Source organism: Nonomuraea purpurea, from assembly GCF_042650645.1.
Classification (GTDB): domain Bacteria; phylum Actinomycetota; class Actinomycetes; order Streptosporangiales; family Streptosporangiaceae; genus Nonomuraea; species Nonomuraea purpurea.
The window spans coordinates 116,009-131,658 of record NZ_JBHSBI010000013.1; the positions used below are offsets into that span (position 1 = coordinate 116,009).

General features: G+C 66.3%; 17 protein-coding genes. 5 read left to right on the forward strand and 12 right to left on the reverse strand.

Translation table 11 applies throughout. The features are described from left to right. Positions 1 to 83 precede the first annotated feature (83 nt). The 5 genes from ACFOY2_RS25580 to ACFOY2_RS25600 all read right to left on the reverse strand — a co-directional run bounded on the left by ACFOY2_RS25580 (position 84) and on the right by ACFOY2_RS25600 (position 4,154). Entirely contained in the window at positions 84 to 743 is a 660-nt protein-coding gene (locus ACFOY2_RS25580; protein WP_379530624.1) for a maleylpyruvate isomerase family mycothiol-dependent enzyme, read from the reverse strand. Positions 744 to 870: 127 nt separating this feature from the next. Beyond that, a complete protein-coding gene (locus ACFOY2_RS25585; protein WP_379530625.1) occupies positions 871 to 1,497 on the reverse strand; it encodes a dihydrofolate reductase family protein in 627 nt (208 codons plus the stop codon). Continuing rightward, the gene (locus ACFOY2_RS25590) at positions 1,494 to 1,964 is read right to left on the reverse strand and encodes an SRPBCC family protein (RefSeq protein WP_379530626.1); all 471 of its coding nucleotides are present in this window, start codon (positions 1,962 to 1,964) and stop codon (positions 1,494 to 1,496) included. The genes ACFOY2_RS25585 and ACFOY2_RS25590 overlap by 4 nt, the downstream gene beginning before the upstream one ends. Next, complete coding sequence (locus ACFOY2_RS25595; RefSeq protein ID WP_379530627.1) at positions 1,961 to 2,299, reverse strand: ArsR/SmtB family transcription factor; 339 nt, start codon at positions 2,297 to 2,299, stop codon at positions 1,961 to 1,963. The genes ACFOY2_RS25590 and ACFOY2_RS25595 overlap by 4 nt, the downstream gene beginning before the upstream one ends. Before the next feature lie 172 nt (positions 2,300 to 2,471). After that, on the reverse strand, positions 2,472 to 4,154 hold the full coding sequence (locus ACFOY2_RS25600; protein ID WP_379530628.1) for an outer membrane protein assembly factor BamB family protein: 1,683 nt from the start codon (positions 4,152 to 4,154) through the stop codon (positions 2,472 to 2,474). Positions 4,155 to 4,517: 363 nt separating this feature from the next. On the opposite strand from ACFOY2_RS25600, the gene ACFOY2_RS25605 reads away from it, so the two are divergent. Further along, complete coding sequence (locus ACFOY2_RS25605; RefSeq protein ID WP_379530629.1) at positions 4,518 to 6,707, forward strand: serine/threonine protein kinase; 2,190 nt, start codon at positions 4,518 to 4,520, stop codon at positions 6,705 to 6,707. Positions 6,708 to 6,873: 166 nt separating this feature from the next. On the opposite strand, the gene ACFOY2_RS25610 is transcribed toward ACFOY2_RS25605, so the two are convergent. After that, the gene (locus ACFOY2_RS25610) at positions 6,874 to 7,464 is read right to left on the reverse strand and encodes a hypothetical protein (RefSeq protein ID WP_379530630.1); all 591 of its coding nucleotides are present in this window, start codon (positions 7,462 to 7,464) and stop codon (positions 6,874 to 6,876) included. Between the two features lie 1,065 nt (positions 7,465 to 8,529). Here ACFOY2_RS25610 and ACFOY2_RS25615 point away from each other — a divergent pair. Further along, positions 8,530 to 9,093, forward strand: coding sequence for a hypothetical protein (locus ACFOY2_RS25615; RefSeq protein ID WP_379530631.1), 564 nt, complete (start codon positions 8,530 to 8,532; stop codon positions 9,091 to 9,093). A gap of 38 nt (positions 9,094 to 9,131) precedes the next feature. Here the strand turns inward: ACFOY2_RS25615 and ACFOY2_RS25620 are convergent, their stop codons facing one another. From ACFOY2_RS25620 to ACFOY2_RS25630, 3 genes are all read right to left on the reverse strand, one after another. Then, a complete protein-coding gene (locus tag ACFOY2_RS25620) occupies positions 9,132 to 10,226 on the reverse strand; it encodes a hypothetical protein (RefSeq protein ID WP_379530632.1) in 1,095 nt (364 codons plus the stop codon). Positions 10,227 to 10,729: 503 nt separating this feature from the next. Next, complete coding sequence (locus tag ACFOY2_RS25625) at positions 10,730 to 11,437, reverse strand: GntR family transcriptional regulator (RefSeq protein WP_379530633.1); 708 nt, start codon at positions 11,435 to 11,437, stop codon at positions 10,730 to 10,732. A 16-nt stretch (positions 11,438 to 11,453) separates the two neighbouring features. After that, positions 11,454 to 11,993 (reverse strand): GntR family transcriptional regulator, encoded by a 540-nt coding sequence (locus ACFOY2_RS25630; protein ID WP_379530634.1) that lies wholly within the window; start codon positions 11,991 to 11,993, stop codon positions 11,454 to 11,456. Between the two features lie 141 nt (positions 11,994 to 12,134). Here ACFOY2_RS25630 and ACFOY2_RS25635 point away from each other — a divergent pair, with 141 nt between their 5' ends. Further along, on the forward strand, positions 12,135 to 12,317 hold the full coding sequence (locus ACFOY2_RS25635; protein ID WP_379530635.1) for a hypothetical protein: 183 nt from the start codon (positions 12,135 to 12,137) through the stop codon (positions 12,315 to 12,317). Continuing rightward, a complete protein-coding gene (locus ACFOY2_RS25640; RefSeq protein WP_379530636.1) occupies positions 12,314 to 12,604 on the forward strand; it encodes a hypothetical protein in 291 nt (96 codons plus the stop codon). The genes ACFOY2_RS25635 and ACFOY2_RS25640 overlap by 4 nt, the downstream gene beginning before the upstream one ends. A 59-nt stretch (positions 12,605 to 12,663) precedes the next feature. Here ACFOY2_RS25640 and ACFOY2_RS25645 read toward each other — a convergent pair whose 3' ends face one another. The 3 genes from ACFOY2_RS25645 to purN form a co-directional block, all read right to left on the reverse strand. Further along, on the reverse strand, positions 12,664 to 12,840 hold the full coding sequence (locus tag ACFOY2_RS25645) for a hypothetical protein (RefSeq protein ID WP_379530637.1): 177 nt from the start codon (positions 12,838 to 12,840) through the stop codon (positions 12,664 to 12,666). A gap of 111 nt (positions 12,841 to 12,951) precedes the next feature. Beyond that, positions 12,952 to 14,493 carry a bifunctional phosphoribosylaminoimidazolecarboxamide formyltransferase/IMP cyclohydrolase gene (gene purH, locus ACFOY2_RS25650; RefSeq protein WP_379530638.1) on the reverse strand — a complete coding sequence of 514 codons (1,542 nt, stop codon included), beginning with the start codon at positions 14,491 to 14,493 and terminating at the stop codon, positions 12,952 to 12,954. Beyond that, on the reverse strand, positions 14,490 to 15,119 hold the full coding sequence (purN, locus tag ACFOY2_RS25655) for a phosphoribosylglycinamide formyltransferase (protein ID WP_379530639.1): 630 nt from the start codon (positions 15,117 to 15,119) through the stop codon (positions 14,490 to 14,492). The genes purH and purN overlap by 4 nt, the downstream gene beginning before the upstream one ends. A gap of 77 nt (positions 15,120 to 15,196) precedes the next feature. On the opposite strand from purN, the gene ACFOY2_RS25660 reads away from it, so the two are divergent. Next, positions 15,197 to 15,616 (forward strand): hypothetical protein, encoded by a 420-nt coding sequence (locus tag ACFOY2_RS25660; protein ID WP_379530640.1) that lies wholly within the window; start codon positions 15,197 to 15,199, stop codon positions 15,614 to 15,616. Positions 15,617 to 15,650: the final 34 nt, after the last annotated feature.

Genomic DNA, 15,650 nt, shown 5'->3' on the forward strand with positions numbered 1-15,650 from the left:
AACGCGGGCACTCCGCCGCGCCCCTCCGGGCCACGCTGACGCGGCTCGAAGTTGGAGCTCCAGAGGGCTTCTAAACTCAGGGGTCACGTCATGTCTCGCCGATCGCGCAGGATTTCGACGCCGTCGCCGTCAAGTTCATCGCAGTACGCCGAGCGCCCGGTCGTTGCCATCACCAGTGCCAGGGTGGCGCCGGACACCAGCGGCCCTGAGCCAGTGGTGAAGGGGCCGTCGTCGGCGACGAGTCGCAGGCCGGCGATCCGTCTCTTGGCGGCGACGACGAGGTCCGACCCCTGGTAGTACTCGGCCACCCGGGTGAGGGTCTCGATCGGGTAGTCGCGGCGAATGCCCAGCGGTCGCCGGATGTCCTCGGCATGCACGATCGTTTCGCCCAGCATCGCCATGACCGGGAGAGGTGGTTTGGTGGTGCTGGTGATGACGCGGCGGAACCTGTCATGAGTCTCGGCTGCCGTCGCGCCCAGTTGTTCGGCCAGCCGCATGGCGACCTGCTTGTCGAAGTCGAACCGGCAGCGGATCACACCCGCCAGCCACCGCACGCCGTTGAGGCTCGCCCCCGAGGTGAGGTGCGCCAGCACCTCGCGCACGGTCAACCCGGTGCACAACGACGGCGTGGCCCACTGCTCGTCGGTCAGATCCGCCAGGTCGGCCGCCAGGGCCGCGCGCTCGGCGTGCACCAGCGGCCAGAGGCCGGCCGAGCGACCGCCCCTCGGTTCCGGATCGGTCATGTCGGACGGCCTTTTGTCGTAAGTCACAGGAGCCCTCGCATCAGATCGTTAAGGATGGTCGAATGTGAAGACTTCCACCACGGGATGAAATCGTCGCTCATGAACAATGTTTCTGGGACAGCGCTGCTCATGTGAAGGCGGTGACGCCCTCGTATGCGCCTTGGCGGGCTTGGCCGGTCACCTCGTACTCCAGGAGCAGCAGGCCGTTCGGCGTGGCCTCGTGGTGGAGCAGGCGGAGGCCGGACGGGGTGCCTGTGCCGGTCAGTAGTCGTCGGCCGGTCCGGATGACGGCGGGGGCGACCACGAGGCGGAGCGTGTCGATCAGGCCCGCCGACAGCAGCGAGTCGCCGAGGCGGGCGCTGCCGTGGATCTGGAGTTCCCGGCCTGGCTGTGCCTTGAGTTCGGTGACCGCGTGGACCGGGTCGCCCTTGAGGACGATCGTGGGGTTCCAGGTTCCTTCGGCGAGGGTGTTCGTCACGACGTACTTCGGCAGGGTGTTCATCCGTTCGGTGAACGGGTCGGCCGGGTCGGTGATCTTCGGCCAATCGCGTGCGAACGCCTCGTAGGTTCGCCGTCCGAGCAGCAGGCCGTCGGCGAGGTCGAGCCAGTCGGAGGCGCGCTGGACGAACGTCCCGTCCATGTAGGGGACGAGCCAGCCGCCACGGGTGAACCCGTCGCTGGTGTCCTCATCCGGCGAGCCCGGTCCCTGGCTGACCCCGTCGAGCGTGAGGAACTCGGTGAGAGTGATCTTCATCGAATGCCCTCGGCGAATGCGGCCAGCTGGGCGACGACCGTCCCCCAGCCCTCGGTGAAACCGAGCTTCTCGTGATGAGCGCGGGCCTCCGGGTCGCCGTGCCGGACGACGATCCGGTAGTCGGTGCCGTCCGGATGATCGTTCAGCGTGATCGTGGCGGTCATAGCGACCGGGGCGGGGCTCGCGGGACGCCACGCGCTGTCGATCGCGTTGGTGAACACGATCCGCTCAAGCTCGTCCACGGCGAGAAAGCACGCGTCCAGGTGCGGGACGAACTCGGCCCCGTCGTCGCTCATCCGCGTCACGAACGCCCCGCCGGGCCGCAAGTCCAGGCTGTCCACCCGGCAGCGGAACGGAGCTGGGATCCACCACTGCTCAAGCCGGGACGGGTCCGTCCAGGCCCTCCACACGGTCGCGCGCGGGGCGCGGATGAGCCGCTCCAGACCAAGGTCGAGATCGGGATTCACTGTCTGTTCTCCTCTGTGCCGGTGACGAACTGTTCGAGGCGGTCGGTGCGTTCCGTCCAGATCTGTCGCTGCTCGGCGAGCCAGTCGTCGACCAAGGCGAGCCGCTCGCGGTTGAGCACGCAGGTGCGCACCCGGCCGGACTTGACCGTGCGGATGAGCCCGTTCGATTCGAGCGTCCGCACATGCTTCATGAACGAGGGGAGGGTCATCGGGAACTCGCGGGCGAGGTCGCCGACGCTCGTGGGCCCATGGCCGAGGCGCCGGACGACGGCGCGCCGGGTCGGGTCGGCGAGGGCGATGAACACCCCGTCGAGCTGCGCCGGATACTGTGCCATGCGGTTAAGTATGGTGGCCTCGCAATAGTTAGCGCAAGGGCTAAGTAACAAGGTCAGGCGGCTGCGCGGATCGGCGACGTTCTCCAGGTGATAGGCGCACATCGATCGGGGATGATGGCCCGCGAACGGGTAGCCGGGACACCGTCCGCCCGCCGAGTTCCGGGGTGGGTGGTCAGACGAGGCCCACGAGTGTGTTGCTCCCGCCGTAGCCGAACACGACTGCCCCGGCCGCAGGCAGCAACAGCATCGGACCGCGCCCCTCGCTCTCTGGGGCGTTCAGGTCGAACGAGATGTTCGTGGCGCTGGTCGTGCCCCAGCGGGCGACGTGTGTCGTCACGGTCACAGCGGTGCGGGTGGTCGCCGACACCTCCGCCGCGACCACACCGTCCTTCAGCACGATGTAACTCGCCGGCGGCGTGTAGTCGTCAAGGCTGCCCGCCGCCATGGAGGCGGCTTTCGGCTCGCTGCCGTCGTACGGCTGCCACTGGTACTCCCCACGCCCCCCGTCGTACGCCGGCCGGTTCAGATAACCCTCGGTGGTGAAGTGCGGCACCAGGAAGCTGCGTCGGCGTTCGTCGGACAGGACCTTCCCCGACCCCTGCTCGAGAATCACGTCTTTCTCCACCGTCTTGCCGGAGAACGCCCCTGACTCGGTGGGGCCGACAAGCAGCTTCATGGCGCTGCGATCGTTCGATGCGGTGGCGTGGATCGAGGACGAACGGTCGGCCATTTTGTACTCATATCTCCACTTCTCGGCGCCGCTCGCGGAGTTCAGGCCGATCACGACGACGACGCCCGAGCAGCGAGCCACGACGGCGATCACGTCGCGCAGCGCCACGGACGATGAGTTGATCAGCTCGAAGGCGGGGCGGCAGCCTTTGGGCATGGTGTACTCCCATGCGGGCTCGCCGGCGCCTGACAGGTCCCAGCTCTTCAGCCTCCCGGCGTCGTCGCTCGTCGCGTAGCCGGACGACGTCAAAACGGTGCGCTCGTCCCTCCAGCGGTTCTCCCCGATGTACCTCCAGCCTCGCTCCCCGGCGTACTCGAAGCGAACCCGGCCGGTATACGCGTCCAGCACCGCCATCCGGCTCGTGCTCTCCTGCGCCCCTTTGCGCACGACCAGCGTCAGAACCACCGTGGCGCGATCAGGAGTGACCTGCAAGTGCGCCTCTGCCCCCGGCCTGCGGTAATGCCAGCGTTCCCGACCCGTCCGGGGGTCCAGCGCCGCGACTCCGTCCCCGATCACCGTGATCACATGTCCGCCCGCGACGGCCGTCCCTCCGGTGGGGGCGCCGTCCGGCCTCTTCCACTGCCAGGCCACCTTGCTCACCGTCGCGGGCACCGCCACCTCGGCGGGCCTGGCGGCGGTGACGGCCTCGACCGGCAGGATCTCGACAGCCAGGGAACCCGCCAGCAGCGGCGCCAGCGCAACGGCCACTCCCGCGCCTATGTCCCTGAACGACGGCCTGGCGAGGTCGTTCTCGATCTTCGCCAGCAGGACGAGCCCGGCCGTCATAAGCGTCATGCCCACGCCGAACAGGACCTCACCGAGCTCGGGCAGCCCTCCGGCAAACGTCCGGAACACGCGCACCAGGCCGTACAAGGCGAACACACCCGTGACCACCGCGCCCATGCCAGCCCACGCGCGAACCGACCCCTGCGGGTGAAACGCCCAGCCCACGCTCCACTCGGAACCGTCCGATTCGCGGGGCAGCTTCACCAGCCTGACCACGAGCAGGACCAGCAGGCCGAGCGTCAGCAGCAGCCCGATGCCCGCGGGTTCCCACGGCTCGTCGAACACCGACCAGCGCAGCGCGTAGCCCAACCCGGCCGCCGACAAACCAGCCAGAAGCAATCCCGAACCGAACCATCCCCAACGCATGATCCCCTCAACGTCGAGCTCCAACAGAGAAGTTCCACCGAAAGACCACGCACCCGTGACGCTCCAACACCGCCCACTGCGCTGACGCCAGATCCCCGTTTCGGCCCGTCAGCCCCAGGGAATTCCGGGAGCGGCCGACCCCTGCCCGGTGCTGACCTGATCGTCGATGAAGGGCAGGAAGAGCCCCAAGATCCTGCCGCGCGGGCACGTCGCGCGCCGATCGCCTTGCCGTAGTACTTGGTGGTTCAGAAACACGCGGAACTCCGAACCTGTTGCTCGTTTCGGACGTCTTTAGTGAAACGGGCTCTCGATATCGGAGTGAAGGGCGGGGCAGACGTGATCGGTCCGGACACGGCGCTGGCGGGCCGCTATCGCCTGCTGTCACGGCTGGGAGCCGGGGGCCACGGCGAGGTCTGGCGCGCCCAGGACACGCTGCTCGACCGCGTCGTCGCGGTGAAGACGGTACGGTCGGCGCTGAGCGGCGACCCTGAGTTCGCGGCCCGGTTCCATGCCGAGGCCCGCTCGATGGCCACCATCGACCACCCCGGTGTGGTGGCCGTGTTCGACTACGGGATCGACGAGATGCCCGGTCGGCGTACGCCATACCTGGTGATGCAGTACCTCGACGGCGAGCCTCTCCACCTGTTGCTGTCCCGCCGGGGACGGGTCCCTGCCGGGGCGACGATGGACCTCGTAGCGCAGGCCGCCGAGGCGCTCCAGGCCGCGCATGAGGCCGCGGTGGTGCACCGGGACGTCAAACCCGGCAACCTCATGATCCGGCCGGACGGAACGGTCGTGCTGACCGATTTCGGCATCGCCAGAACGACCGAGGGGCACCGGCTGACCGCCACGGGCATCGTGCTGGGCACCGCCATCTACTGCGCCCCCGAACAGGCCGAGGGCGCCCCGCCCACCCCGGCGATGGACGTGTACGCGCTGGGGGTGGTCGCGTACGAATGCCTGGCGGGGCGGGCGCCTTTCGACGGCGAGAGCGCGATCGCGATCGCGCTCAAGCACATGCACGAGATGCCGCCGCCGCTGCCCAAGGACGTCCCTGCCGCCGTTGGCGAGCTCGTCATGCGGGCGCTGGCCAAGGACCCGGCGAATCGCTGGCCGAGCGCCGCTGCCCTGGCCTTGGCCGCCCGCGCACTCGTGGACGGACTGGATGCGGGAACTCCTCTGGCAGACTCGCAGGTGGTGTCCCATGATGTCCCGAACGGCTCCTCGGCCGCCGGCACGAGCGCCGAGCTCACCGAAGGAGAGTCCACGGTCGCCGGCGAGGAGACCGCCTCCGCCGGCGGCAGCACTGCACCATCGGACGAGAGCGGCAGAGCTGGTGGCAGGGTGGCCATCGGAGCCGGTGGGAGTTCGGGTACCGCTGCGAGCCGGGATCCCGCGGGAGAACCCATCCGGAGCTCGGGCACCGGGGCGAAGAGTGCGCCTCGGGCCAGGCGCCGGGCGCTGACTGTGGGAGGCGGGCTCGCCGCGGTGGCGGTCGTGGCGACAATGTCCTGGAGCCTGGTGCCGGACGATCCGCCGCGCTCGTCGGCGAGTCAGCCGCAAAACGGCGTAACCGAGCCATCCGCCGTGGCGGAAACGTTGCCGGAGCCCCTGCCGCACAGGAAGGACGGCGACCCCTCCGACACGCCCGCGACCCCCGACACGTCCAAGCGCCCTGAGGCCTCCGAGGGTCCTGAGGCATCCCCGGATCCCGAGACGTCCTCGGATTCCGGCGACCGGGCCTCGGCTGCGGGGCTGCTCGTCGGCGGCATCATCCTGCTCGGCGGCCCCTCTCCTGGGCTGTCGGCCGCGGACGGATACCAGCCCGGCCTGATCGAGGTCTTCACCAGCAAGGACCGGCGGGTGGCCGAACGGCGCTCGGATAAGCGTGGGTTCCGATTCTCGTTGCCCCCGGGTGGTTACCGGCTCCAGGTCCGCTTAGGCGATGGGAAATGCTCGACGACCGCTGTGGTCAAACCGAGCGTGACCACGCGCGCGGACGTGAAGTGTCCCATTCCACAGCCCCCGCCGCAGCCTGCTTTCCAGAGCGCCGCCATCAAGGACCAGGCCGGGGACGCCAAGGGCGGGCCGAACGCGGGCAAGCCGTTGCCGTACGCCGATCTCTTAGGCGTGGCGATGAAGGGCGGCCAGACCGGCGTCACCATCGAGTTCGCCACCGCCGGTGCCATACCGTCGGCCGCACCCTCAGAGGGGAACAGCCGCAGCCGCTGGGCCGTCGCCGTCGAGCAGGGCGGCAAGACGGCGTTCCTGTCGCTCACCGGGCTGAAGGGCGCCTGGACCGTCCAGTGGGCGGCGAAAAGTGTCAAGACCGGCCTGGCGGACGAGACCGACCAGGTGTCGGCGGTGGCCAAGCCCGTGATCTCCGGGGAGCGGATCTCCGTCGCCTTGGGGCAGCACGCGTCGCTGAAAACGGCCCCAATCGACTTCAAGAAGCCGTACAGGATCGTCAGTGCCGAGTTGAACGTGGTCCACGTCTTCCACGGCTGGACGGACTCTGCTCCCTGACCCCGGAAAGAGACTATGAGACGAGCACCAGGGCACGGGCCCCCGAAGAGTGCTCTCACGCGACAGCTGCTACGGGACCACGCTGACCACGACAAATAGCGATCCCGAAATCACGCCATCAAGCGCCCCAGGCGGCAGGCTCACCTGCTCGTCCGTAGCTGGAGTCCTATTCGTGAGGAAGCAGATAACGCCACGAGAGCGCGATGCGGTTCCCGGTTGAGGTGCGATAGACGTGCCGGGATCCGTCTCGTGGTATCAGCCGGGCGATCGCGTGTGCCTTGTTGCCCTTGTAGTCCTTGCTCCCCGAGTGCGATTGTCTCTCGGGTGGCAGGGGAACACCCTCCGGCAAGGGCTTGGCGCTCGTCGCAGGGGCCGTGACCTGCTCTGTGGACAGCCGTACGCGGTCGGTGGAGTAGTTCCAGCCCTGTGCGGCGACTCGGTCGGCCAGGTGGGCGAGGCGGTCGCGGGCGGTGACGAGCGCGGCGTCGTAGCGGGCTGCGCTGTGATCCAGAGACGGCACGTGCACCTCGCGCATCCCGCTGCCGCCGGCGACGCCGAGGACGGTGGTGGGCACGTCATAGATCCTCGGCGACCCCGGCTTGGGCGAGGCGGTGGCGGGTTGCCCGGCCAGATCCTGCTTCAGGGCCTCGACCAGGACCTTGACCTCGGCGGATGGAAGACGCAGCTCGTGCGCGGCATCGGCGATGACCCGGCCATCGGCGTAGACCACCAGCACCGGAGGGCGAACGGCTACCAAGCCGGGGGCCACCAAACCACCCACACGTAGCCATTCAGCGACAGGATGCCGCGCAGGTCCGGCTGAGACCGGCTCAGGGACTGGCCGACCAGTCTGCTCCGGACTCGGCATGCTCTCACCGGCATTGTGAACTCCTGTGCCGCTACACGCCGCGAGCACCAACACCAGAGCGACGACCCAACTCCCTCTCATACCCCTAAGACGATCACCTTCAGCGCACGGTTCACGCATGGTGCCACGACGCCCTGCAGACAAAGCCCTGGACGGCACGATCACTTCCACAGCGGCCATCTTCCAGCTCACGACGATGGTCATCGGGGCGGCGTGTCAGCCGCCGGGGAGCTGCTCTTCGAACGAGTCCTCGACGACGCCCTTCGTCAGAGCAGTCCAGGCCCGCCAGAGCACCCTCGGCGTCCGAGTCGACCTCGCAGAAGCAACCGACCTAACCTGGCGACAAACCACGCCAAACCGCCTGACGACACCCGAATCGATGAACAATGCGAATAGTTCCGCCACGCCCTCCGCAACGTGACGCCCCTCGCCACCGCTCCTATCCGCGAGCCGTCAAACGCTCTCGCAGGAGCAGCTGCCGTGAGCGACGCCCCTCCAACAAAGGCATCCGGCACGCGGGTCCACCGACCGTCACGCTCTTGCCCACACCATCGGCCGCAGCAAAGACCATGATCAATTGCCATCCAAACGGCATTGGCCTCTGCCATTTTCTTGCTGAACGGCGACAGCCAGGTTCTCACGGCCACCCACCTGACTCGCCATCTGAACGCCGGCCTTGGCGGCGCCGGTATTCCGGTTTCGACGATCATCGTGAGTGCATAATCGCCACGCAGCGGCGACAGCTCAAGGAGAACCCGATACTCCTGTGCCCTGTCCAATAGCTGTTCTTAGCGGTCGGCAACGAGTCACGCTCACCATCTGGACGACCGCCGGTGTGAGGTGTATGCCTAAGTAACAGGGCTGGCGGCTCCACCGTCGAGTTGGCGAGTCGATCCGACAGCTTTCTGCAGCCGAGGGCAAGTAAAGGCGTAGCGCACAACCGAGGTGGCCGCTATGTTTACCGAAATTCTTGAAATAGTTAAAAGCATACGGGATTTCCTGGCCCAACTGGCGAAGGGCATCAAGGAGAGCCCTAAATGGGTGAGGACTCTACTTTCCCTCGTTCTCGCGTGCGCTCTCTTCGGGGGCGGAATTTACTGGGGGTTCAAACTTGCCAACAGCCCGAAGCGCATCGGAGGAGTGGATATTTCCGCGTTCTGCAATTTCTACAAGTATGGAACGGTGGAGCAAGAGACCTGCTCTTCCCTGATAGACCTAACAGCGGCCTGCAACTGGCAATACAAGAACAAGAACAGCGATCTTAGCTACAGGTTCAACTCTTCCAACCCTCGCAGCGTAACCTGCTACAACGCCAGCCAAACTCCCGTCGGCGGAATTTTCGACATGAAGGGATATTGCGAGTCACAATATAATTCTCCCTCCGTTATCGCCCTAGCTGAGGGGAATGTCTGGATATGCCGGATAAAGATCGACATGCAGCTCGCATGCAAACTAACGCACCAGCGCTCCGATGTGGAAGCCCGCAAGGAGGGCAGCGAGTGGTCTTGCTATGCCTAACGGCTCGGCACAGAGGAAGCCACCAGATTGTGCTGACCTCAGCTTACGACGACCACCCCAGGCATAACCTCCCCATGAACTCGCTGAAGGTATTCCACAGCGTGTTCCGTGGCCGGGTCGTGGTTCAGCCGTTCCCGATAGAAATGGAGCCGATCCTCACAGTCATCGATGATCTCACTCCACGTCCGGGCCCAGACTCGAACTCCTCCCGCCCATTCCGCGATACAGCCGGGTGGCCGGTTCGGTGCGTTCGCATCACGTCTGACGATTTCCGTCATTTCTGTGGAGACAACCCAGAAGTCCCAGGAAACGCGGGCGTCGAGGAATTGAGGATCGCTGACGATCGCCTCCGCGTAACTCTTGATCTGGGCAACCTCCGCCTGACCGATCTTGACGTTGGGGGCCTTGAGCTCGACCACAAGGTGCTCCCGCCCGGAACTCCCTCGGTGAGCGCGCCCCAGTAGGAGGTCGACGATGCCCGTCCGCCCGTCCTCGCGACGGACGGGATTCAGTTGACCATTCTCAGCTTCTCGGCCCAACTCCTTGAGGTGGCGAATGAGCACGGCGTCCAGGCTCTGGTCGCTGACCATCAGCGCGTAGGCGTCCCCGAAGATCCACGTTTCGCGCTCCAGGATCTTGTGAAGCTCGCTCCGTTCTCTGACGGTCCGGCTGATCTCCGGCTCGAAGACGAGTTTCTTCAATGCGGCCAGGAAGTCGAGTCGGTCGCTGACCTGCCCGGTAGCCTTGATCACGTCGGAGAGGCTGGTGCGCTGGAGGATGCGTTTGAGCTCCTCCTGCTCCGATTGGGGCAGCCGGAACAGCTCGTCGAGCACCGGATAGAGCCCGCTCGGGTCACGAGAAATGACCTCACGGAGGAGCCGCAAGGTGGTCTTCTTGCTCTGCGTAACGCCAGGCAGACGACGGGAGATCCTGGTGGCTACCTCGTCGAACATCTCACGCTCGACGGCCTGCGCAGGCTCGGCAGGCTCTGCAGAGTACGGATAGACCCCCTCGGTCTTCCACTCCTGGATAAGCCTGGCCCGGCGCTCCTGGTCGCGCCTCTTGACGTGCGCGCGGAGTGTCTCCCGCGCGAGCTCGTCAGGGGCCTGCTGCGTTAGGTCGGGAGATCCCATGAAGACCCGTCAGGCTCCCCCAGCCACACCCATTGCCTCTCAGGCATCACCGTTAGCCCGAAATCGGACTTGTGGGGGCTGCCGGCTTCCCGCCATGTCTCGATGGCCCTCTCAACCTCGTCCCACAGATTGACCCGCCCGTGCTGACGCACGCTCCATCCCCCTGCGGGAACTGGTTGGACCTCAGCCCGCGAGCCTGTACCGGCGTCGACCAGGCCACGGTTCCTGTCGCGTCTTCGGCCATGATTCCGTCTACCTGCGTCACCCATGACTCGTTGGTGTAGGCCAAGGCAAGCCATTCGCTCTCGGTGGTGTCGACGCGCCGGACAGGTGTCCACAGGTCGCCGCGCGCCTCGTCGGGCCGGTATACGGCATCTCCCAGGAACCGCTCGCGCGGCACCGTCTCCAGCGCCTTCCTCTAGCCAGGCAGATCCTACTTTGTCCACCAATTCGAGGCGGAGTGTCAGGGCCATGTCGCTCATGATCACCACCCTTTTGCGGTACTAGTCCACCACCTGATGGTATTGGAGTTCATAGTAGTGCCCACCCTTGATAATTGCGGACACTTCGACCGGCCTTTTCTCATGAGAGAGAACTACTCTGAATTGCCTAATGATTGGTACACCTTCAGGCAGGGCCAGGCCCTCAACCTCTTCAGTCGTCGGAGCCCGCGTGGATACGCGATCCGTGAACTCTCGCCCTGGGTAGCCCAAGTCGGCCAGCACGCGGGGAGCACCCCCAGGGATCTTCGCGCGCCCTGCCAGCGGGGTGCCGTCGGCTATGCTCAACGGATAATACGACCACGTGAGCTCGACGGGATCGCCATCGCGTAGCGTCAAGCGGCGGCGAAGGATTGCCCTCTCCTCGCCGAGGATCTCGGCAACCTCCGCAGGAACGTTTACTTCGGCAACTTCCAGCAGACGGTAACTGTAGCCCTGCGGCGAAGGAGCCAAATAGGCGCCCACTTCGACAACAAAGGTCTGCCGGTCACGTACATAGACGCCTTTTCCTGGCCTGCCATAAAGAAAGCCCTCGTCTTTGAGCACGGATAGGGCACGTTGCACCGTAGCATTCGCCGTCGAATATCGCTCAACCAATTGTTGAGTAGACGGAAGCTGTGCCCCAGGCGCAAGAACACCAGCCATGATCTGCGCTCGCAGATCGGCTGCGATCTGCAGATGCCTGGGCCGCGTATCAGCATCCCTATCCAAGGTCACTCCTTCGGTCCTAGATGGAGAGTTCGTAGCGCAAATGACGACCTCGCGCAACCATAGTCATGGTGCTGTATTCGAATGGGGTACCGTCGCGAGACATGGACAGCCGAGCAAGAACGAGCACCCATTCGTGTGGGTCGAGCTGCAGAATTTGGCGCTCCTCTTCGGTCGCCGGTCTCGCGTGGACATCTTCTTGAATGCGATGCGACTCATACCCCATCCCAGAAAGCAGCGTGACAGCGCCGCCTCGAATCTTTCGGGCTTCGGCCAATGGGGTCCCTCGGGCGATGGCGGCCGGATAGTAGGAGTCCGCCAATTCCACAGGGAGCTCATCGAGCAGCACGAGCCTGCGCCGCACGATGACAGTCTCACCAGAGGGGATGCCGAGCGCGTCCGCAACCTCAGCCGCTGGGCGGACTTCTGCTACTTCGCGGAGCTGCTGCGCACCGACATGCCCACGCCGAGCGGCTTCCTCCGCCCATGCGTCTGAGCGGCCAGGGCGGGGCCGAACGTACGGAGCCGAGATGTCGGTCCAGCTGTTCCCATCACTCATGTGACCCGCCTCTTTACTGGAGCGTCGCCGGAGAGGAACTCCATACCACCTTAGCGAGCAGGTGGTATGCCCGTCCGCACCCGTCGCATCATTGCCGCCTTATCGAGAAGGCAGTATAGTTCGGACACGGGAGGTCCGACCATGAGCAGCTCAACCACAGACCTACGATTCACGCCCCTGCTGGCAGCCGAGGTCCAGGCCGTACTGGAGAAGCACGGCTACCGCCTGCCGTCCGATGGCGAACACGTCCGCGCGCTGGTTCTGGCTCGCGTCGACGTCGTACTCAGGAGCCTCGTCGAGATCTTCGAGGGAAGGACCCGATGACCGAGCGCGGCGAGACCCCCGACTTCCACGGCCTGCACCCCCAACCGCTCAAGCCCCAGCCCATCAGGCTCGGCTGGTACGAGCCGGCGCACCGGGTACAGAGCATCCGCGTCATCTTGCACACCTGCGAATGCCGTCACACCGTGTACGAGTTGTGCTCCGCTGCCGGCCAGGGGTTCATCCGCCGTACGGACCGCGAGAACGGGACCGTCCACGAAACCGCGTGGGCGTTGACCTCCGTTGCCAGGGACACCTTCAGCCGGATCCTCCTGGGTGAGGCCTGGTGAAATCGTCGCTCAGGAAGACTCCTGATCCCGCATGGCCGGATCGGGCTTCTGAGACGGTCCTAGTCGCGCTCGGCCAGGCGGGCTTCGCGGCGTTCGATGATGCGGCGGGTGAACGGGATCACCTCGACGACGCGGCTTCCGAGGTAGGCGCCGATGAGGGCGAGCACCAACAGGACGACGGGGTTGGTGGCGAGGCCGTTGAGGGTGATGAAGGCCTGCAGGATCGGTTCGAGCAAGACGTACTCCAAGCGAGCGGGGGAGCCATCAGGGTAACCGCAGAGCGCGGGTGCTCACCGCTAAACGCCCAAAGGGCGACATGATTGGTCATGTCGCCCTTTGGGGAACGATCAGTGGAAGAAGTGGCGGGTGCCGGTGAAGTAGAGGGTGATGCCGGCCTTTTCTGCGGCCTCGATGACGAGTTCGTCCCGGATGGAGCCGCCCGGCTCGACGATGAACCGCACCCCGGCGTCGATCAGTACCTGAGCCCCGTCGGGGAACGGGAAGTACGCGTCCGAGGCCGCGACCGCGCCCGGCGCCCGCTCGCCGGCCCTGGTGACCGCCAGGCGGCACGAGTCGACCCGGTTGACCTGGCCCATGCCCACGCCCACCGTGGCGCCGTCGCTGGCCAGGAGGATGGCGTTCGACTTCACCGAACGGCAGGCGCGCCAGGCGAACTCCAGGTCCGCCAGCTGCTCGGGCGAGGCGGGCTGACCGGTCTTGAGCTCCCACTGCGCGGCCGAGTCGCCGGGCGCGTCCACCCGGTCGACGGTCTGCTTGAGGAGGCCGCCGTCGATCTCCCGCTGCTCCGTCCGACGCGACGGGCCCTCGGGGCAGCGCAGCAGCCGCAGGTTCTTCTTGGCCCGCAGCACCTCAAGCGCCTCCGCCTCGTAGTCGGGGGCGATGACGACCTCGGTGAACACGTCGGCGATCTGCCTGGCCAGCTCCGCCGTGACCGTACGGTTGACGGCGATCACGCCGCCGAACGCCGACACCGGGTCGCACGCGTGCGCCTTGCGGTGCGCCTCGGCCACGTCGGCGCCGATGGCGATGCCGCACGGGTTCTGATGCTTGATGATGGCCACGCAGGGCTCGCTGAAGTCCCAGGCGGCACGCCAGGCGGCGTCGGAGTCGAGGTAGTTGTTGTAGGACATCTCCTTGCCGTGCAACTGCTCGGCGTTGGCCAGCCCGCCGGTGCCGCCGGTGTAGAGGGCGGCGCGCTGGTGCGGGTTCTCGCCGTAGCGCAGCGTCGCCTTGCGCTGGTAGGCGGCCCCCGCGAACTCGGGGAACTCCTCGCCGTTCCCGAACGTCCCCGCGAACCAGTTCGCCACGGCCACGTCGTACGAGGCCGTGTGCGCGTAGGCGATGCCCGCGAGCTCCCTGCGCTCGGTCAGCGTGAACCCGCCCTCGGCCAGCGCGTTGCGCACGTCGCCGTAGAAGCGCGGGTCGACCACGACGGCGCAGGTGTTGTGGTTCTTGGCGGCGCCGCGGATCATGGCGGGCCCGCCGATGTCGATCTGCTCGACGCACTCCTCGTCGGACGCCCCCGAGGCCACCGTCTCCTGGAACGGGTAGAGGTTGACCACGACGAGCTGGAACGGGTCGATCTCCAGCTCGTCGAGCTGGGCCACGTGGTGCGGCTTGGTGACGTCGGCGAGCAGCCCGGCGTGCACGCGCGGGTGCAGCGTCTTGACCCGCCCGTCGAGACACTCGGGGAACCCGGTCAGCTGCTCGACCTTCGTCACCGGGATCCCGAACGACGAGATCGCCGCGGCCGTACCACCGGTCGAGACGATCTCCACCCCCGCGCCGTCAAGAGCCCTGGCCAACTCCTCAAGCCCGGACTTGTCGTAAACAGCGATCAGCGCGCGCCGGATGGCGATGCGAGTCACGTGGATTCCCCTCCTGTTTGGTTGCCGATTCGGACGGTACGTCCGCTGACCGTCCAGCCCTCGCGGACCATCCGGCCGACGATGTCGACGAGCAGGCGGCGCTCCACGGTCTTGATGCGCTCGTGCAGCACCGCCTCGTCGTCTCCTGGAAGTACGGGCACCGCTTCCTGGGCGATGATCGGCCCGCTGTCGACCCCCGCGTCGGCCAGGATCACCGTGCAGCCGGTCACCTTGACCCCGTGGGCCAGCGCGTCGCGAACGCCGTGGGCGCCGGGGAACGACGGCAGCAGGGCCGGGTGGGTGTTCAGCACGGGGAAGGCGTCGAGCGTGGGCGCGCCCAAAATTTTCATGAAGCCGGCCGACACGACCAGGTCGGGCTCGTACGCTGCGATCTTGGCCGCGATGGCGTCATCCCACTCCGCCCGCGTCGCATAATCGCCCAATTTTTCAACAAATGTCGGGATTTGTACCCGCGCAGCCCTGACCAGCCCCTCGATACCATCCCTGTCCGCGCCGACCGCTACCACACGAGCCCCGTATGAAGGGTCGGCAGAAGCGTCCAGCAGGGCCTGTAGGTTGGTTCCAGAGCCGGAGACGAGGACGACAAGCCGCCCAGCCTTAGACACGCGCACTCTCCAAAGAGGAAACAGGGTGGGGGTGACAAGGGTATCCGTTCCTTGCCCGGCGACGCAGAGGAGGTCAGGTGTCGACACCGGTGCAGGCACCGGCAGGCCAGCAACCCGCCGATTCGGCGGGCCGCCGAGCGATCTGGTTGTCGATCGCAGCGCTGGCCATGACGTTCATGTTGCCGCTCGCCGGCCTGGTCATGGCGCTGTTCGCGCTCGTGGCGGGCATCCGGGCGCTGCCACAGCTCAAAAGTGCGAGCAAGCCCACGGGTGTGGCCGTGGGCGGGATCGTCGTCTCCTCGGTCGCGCTGCTGCTGTCCGGGATGGCCACGGCCATGCAGCTTTACCTGATGGACGAGTATTCGGCCTATCAGGAGTGCATGAAGGGGGCCGGTACGGTTTCGTCGCAGGGTGAGTGTTTCACCCAGTTCAGGAACTTGGCGGAACGCAAGCTGCCCGCCGACGTGCTCGAAATGCTCGGAACCATGCAGCCCTAGCCCATTCACCGGCCGCGCCGCACCCCGTCGAGGT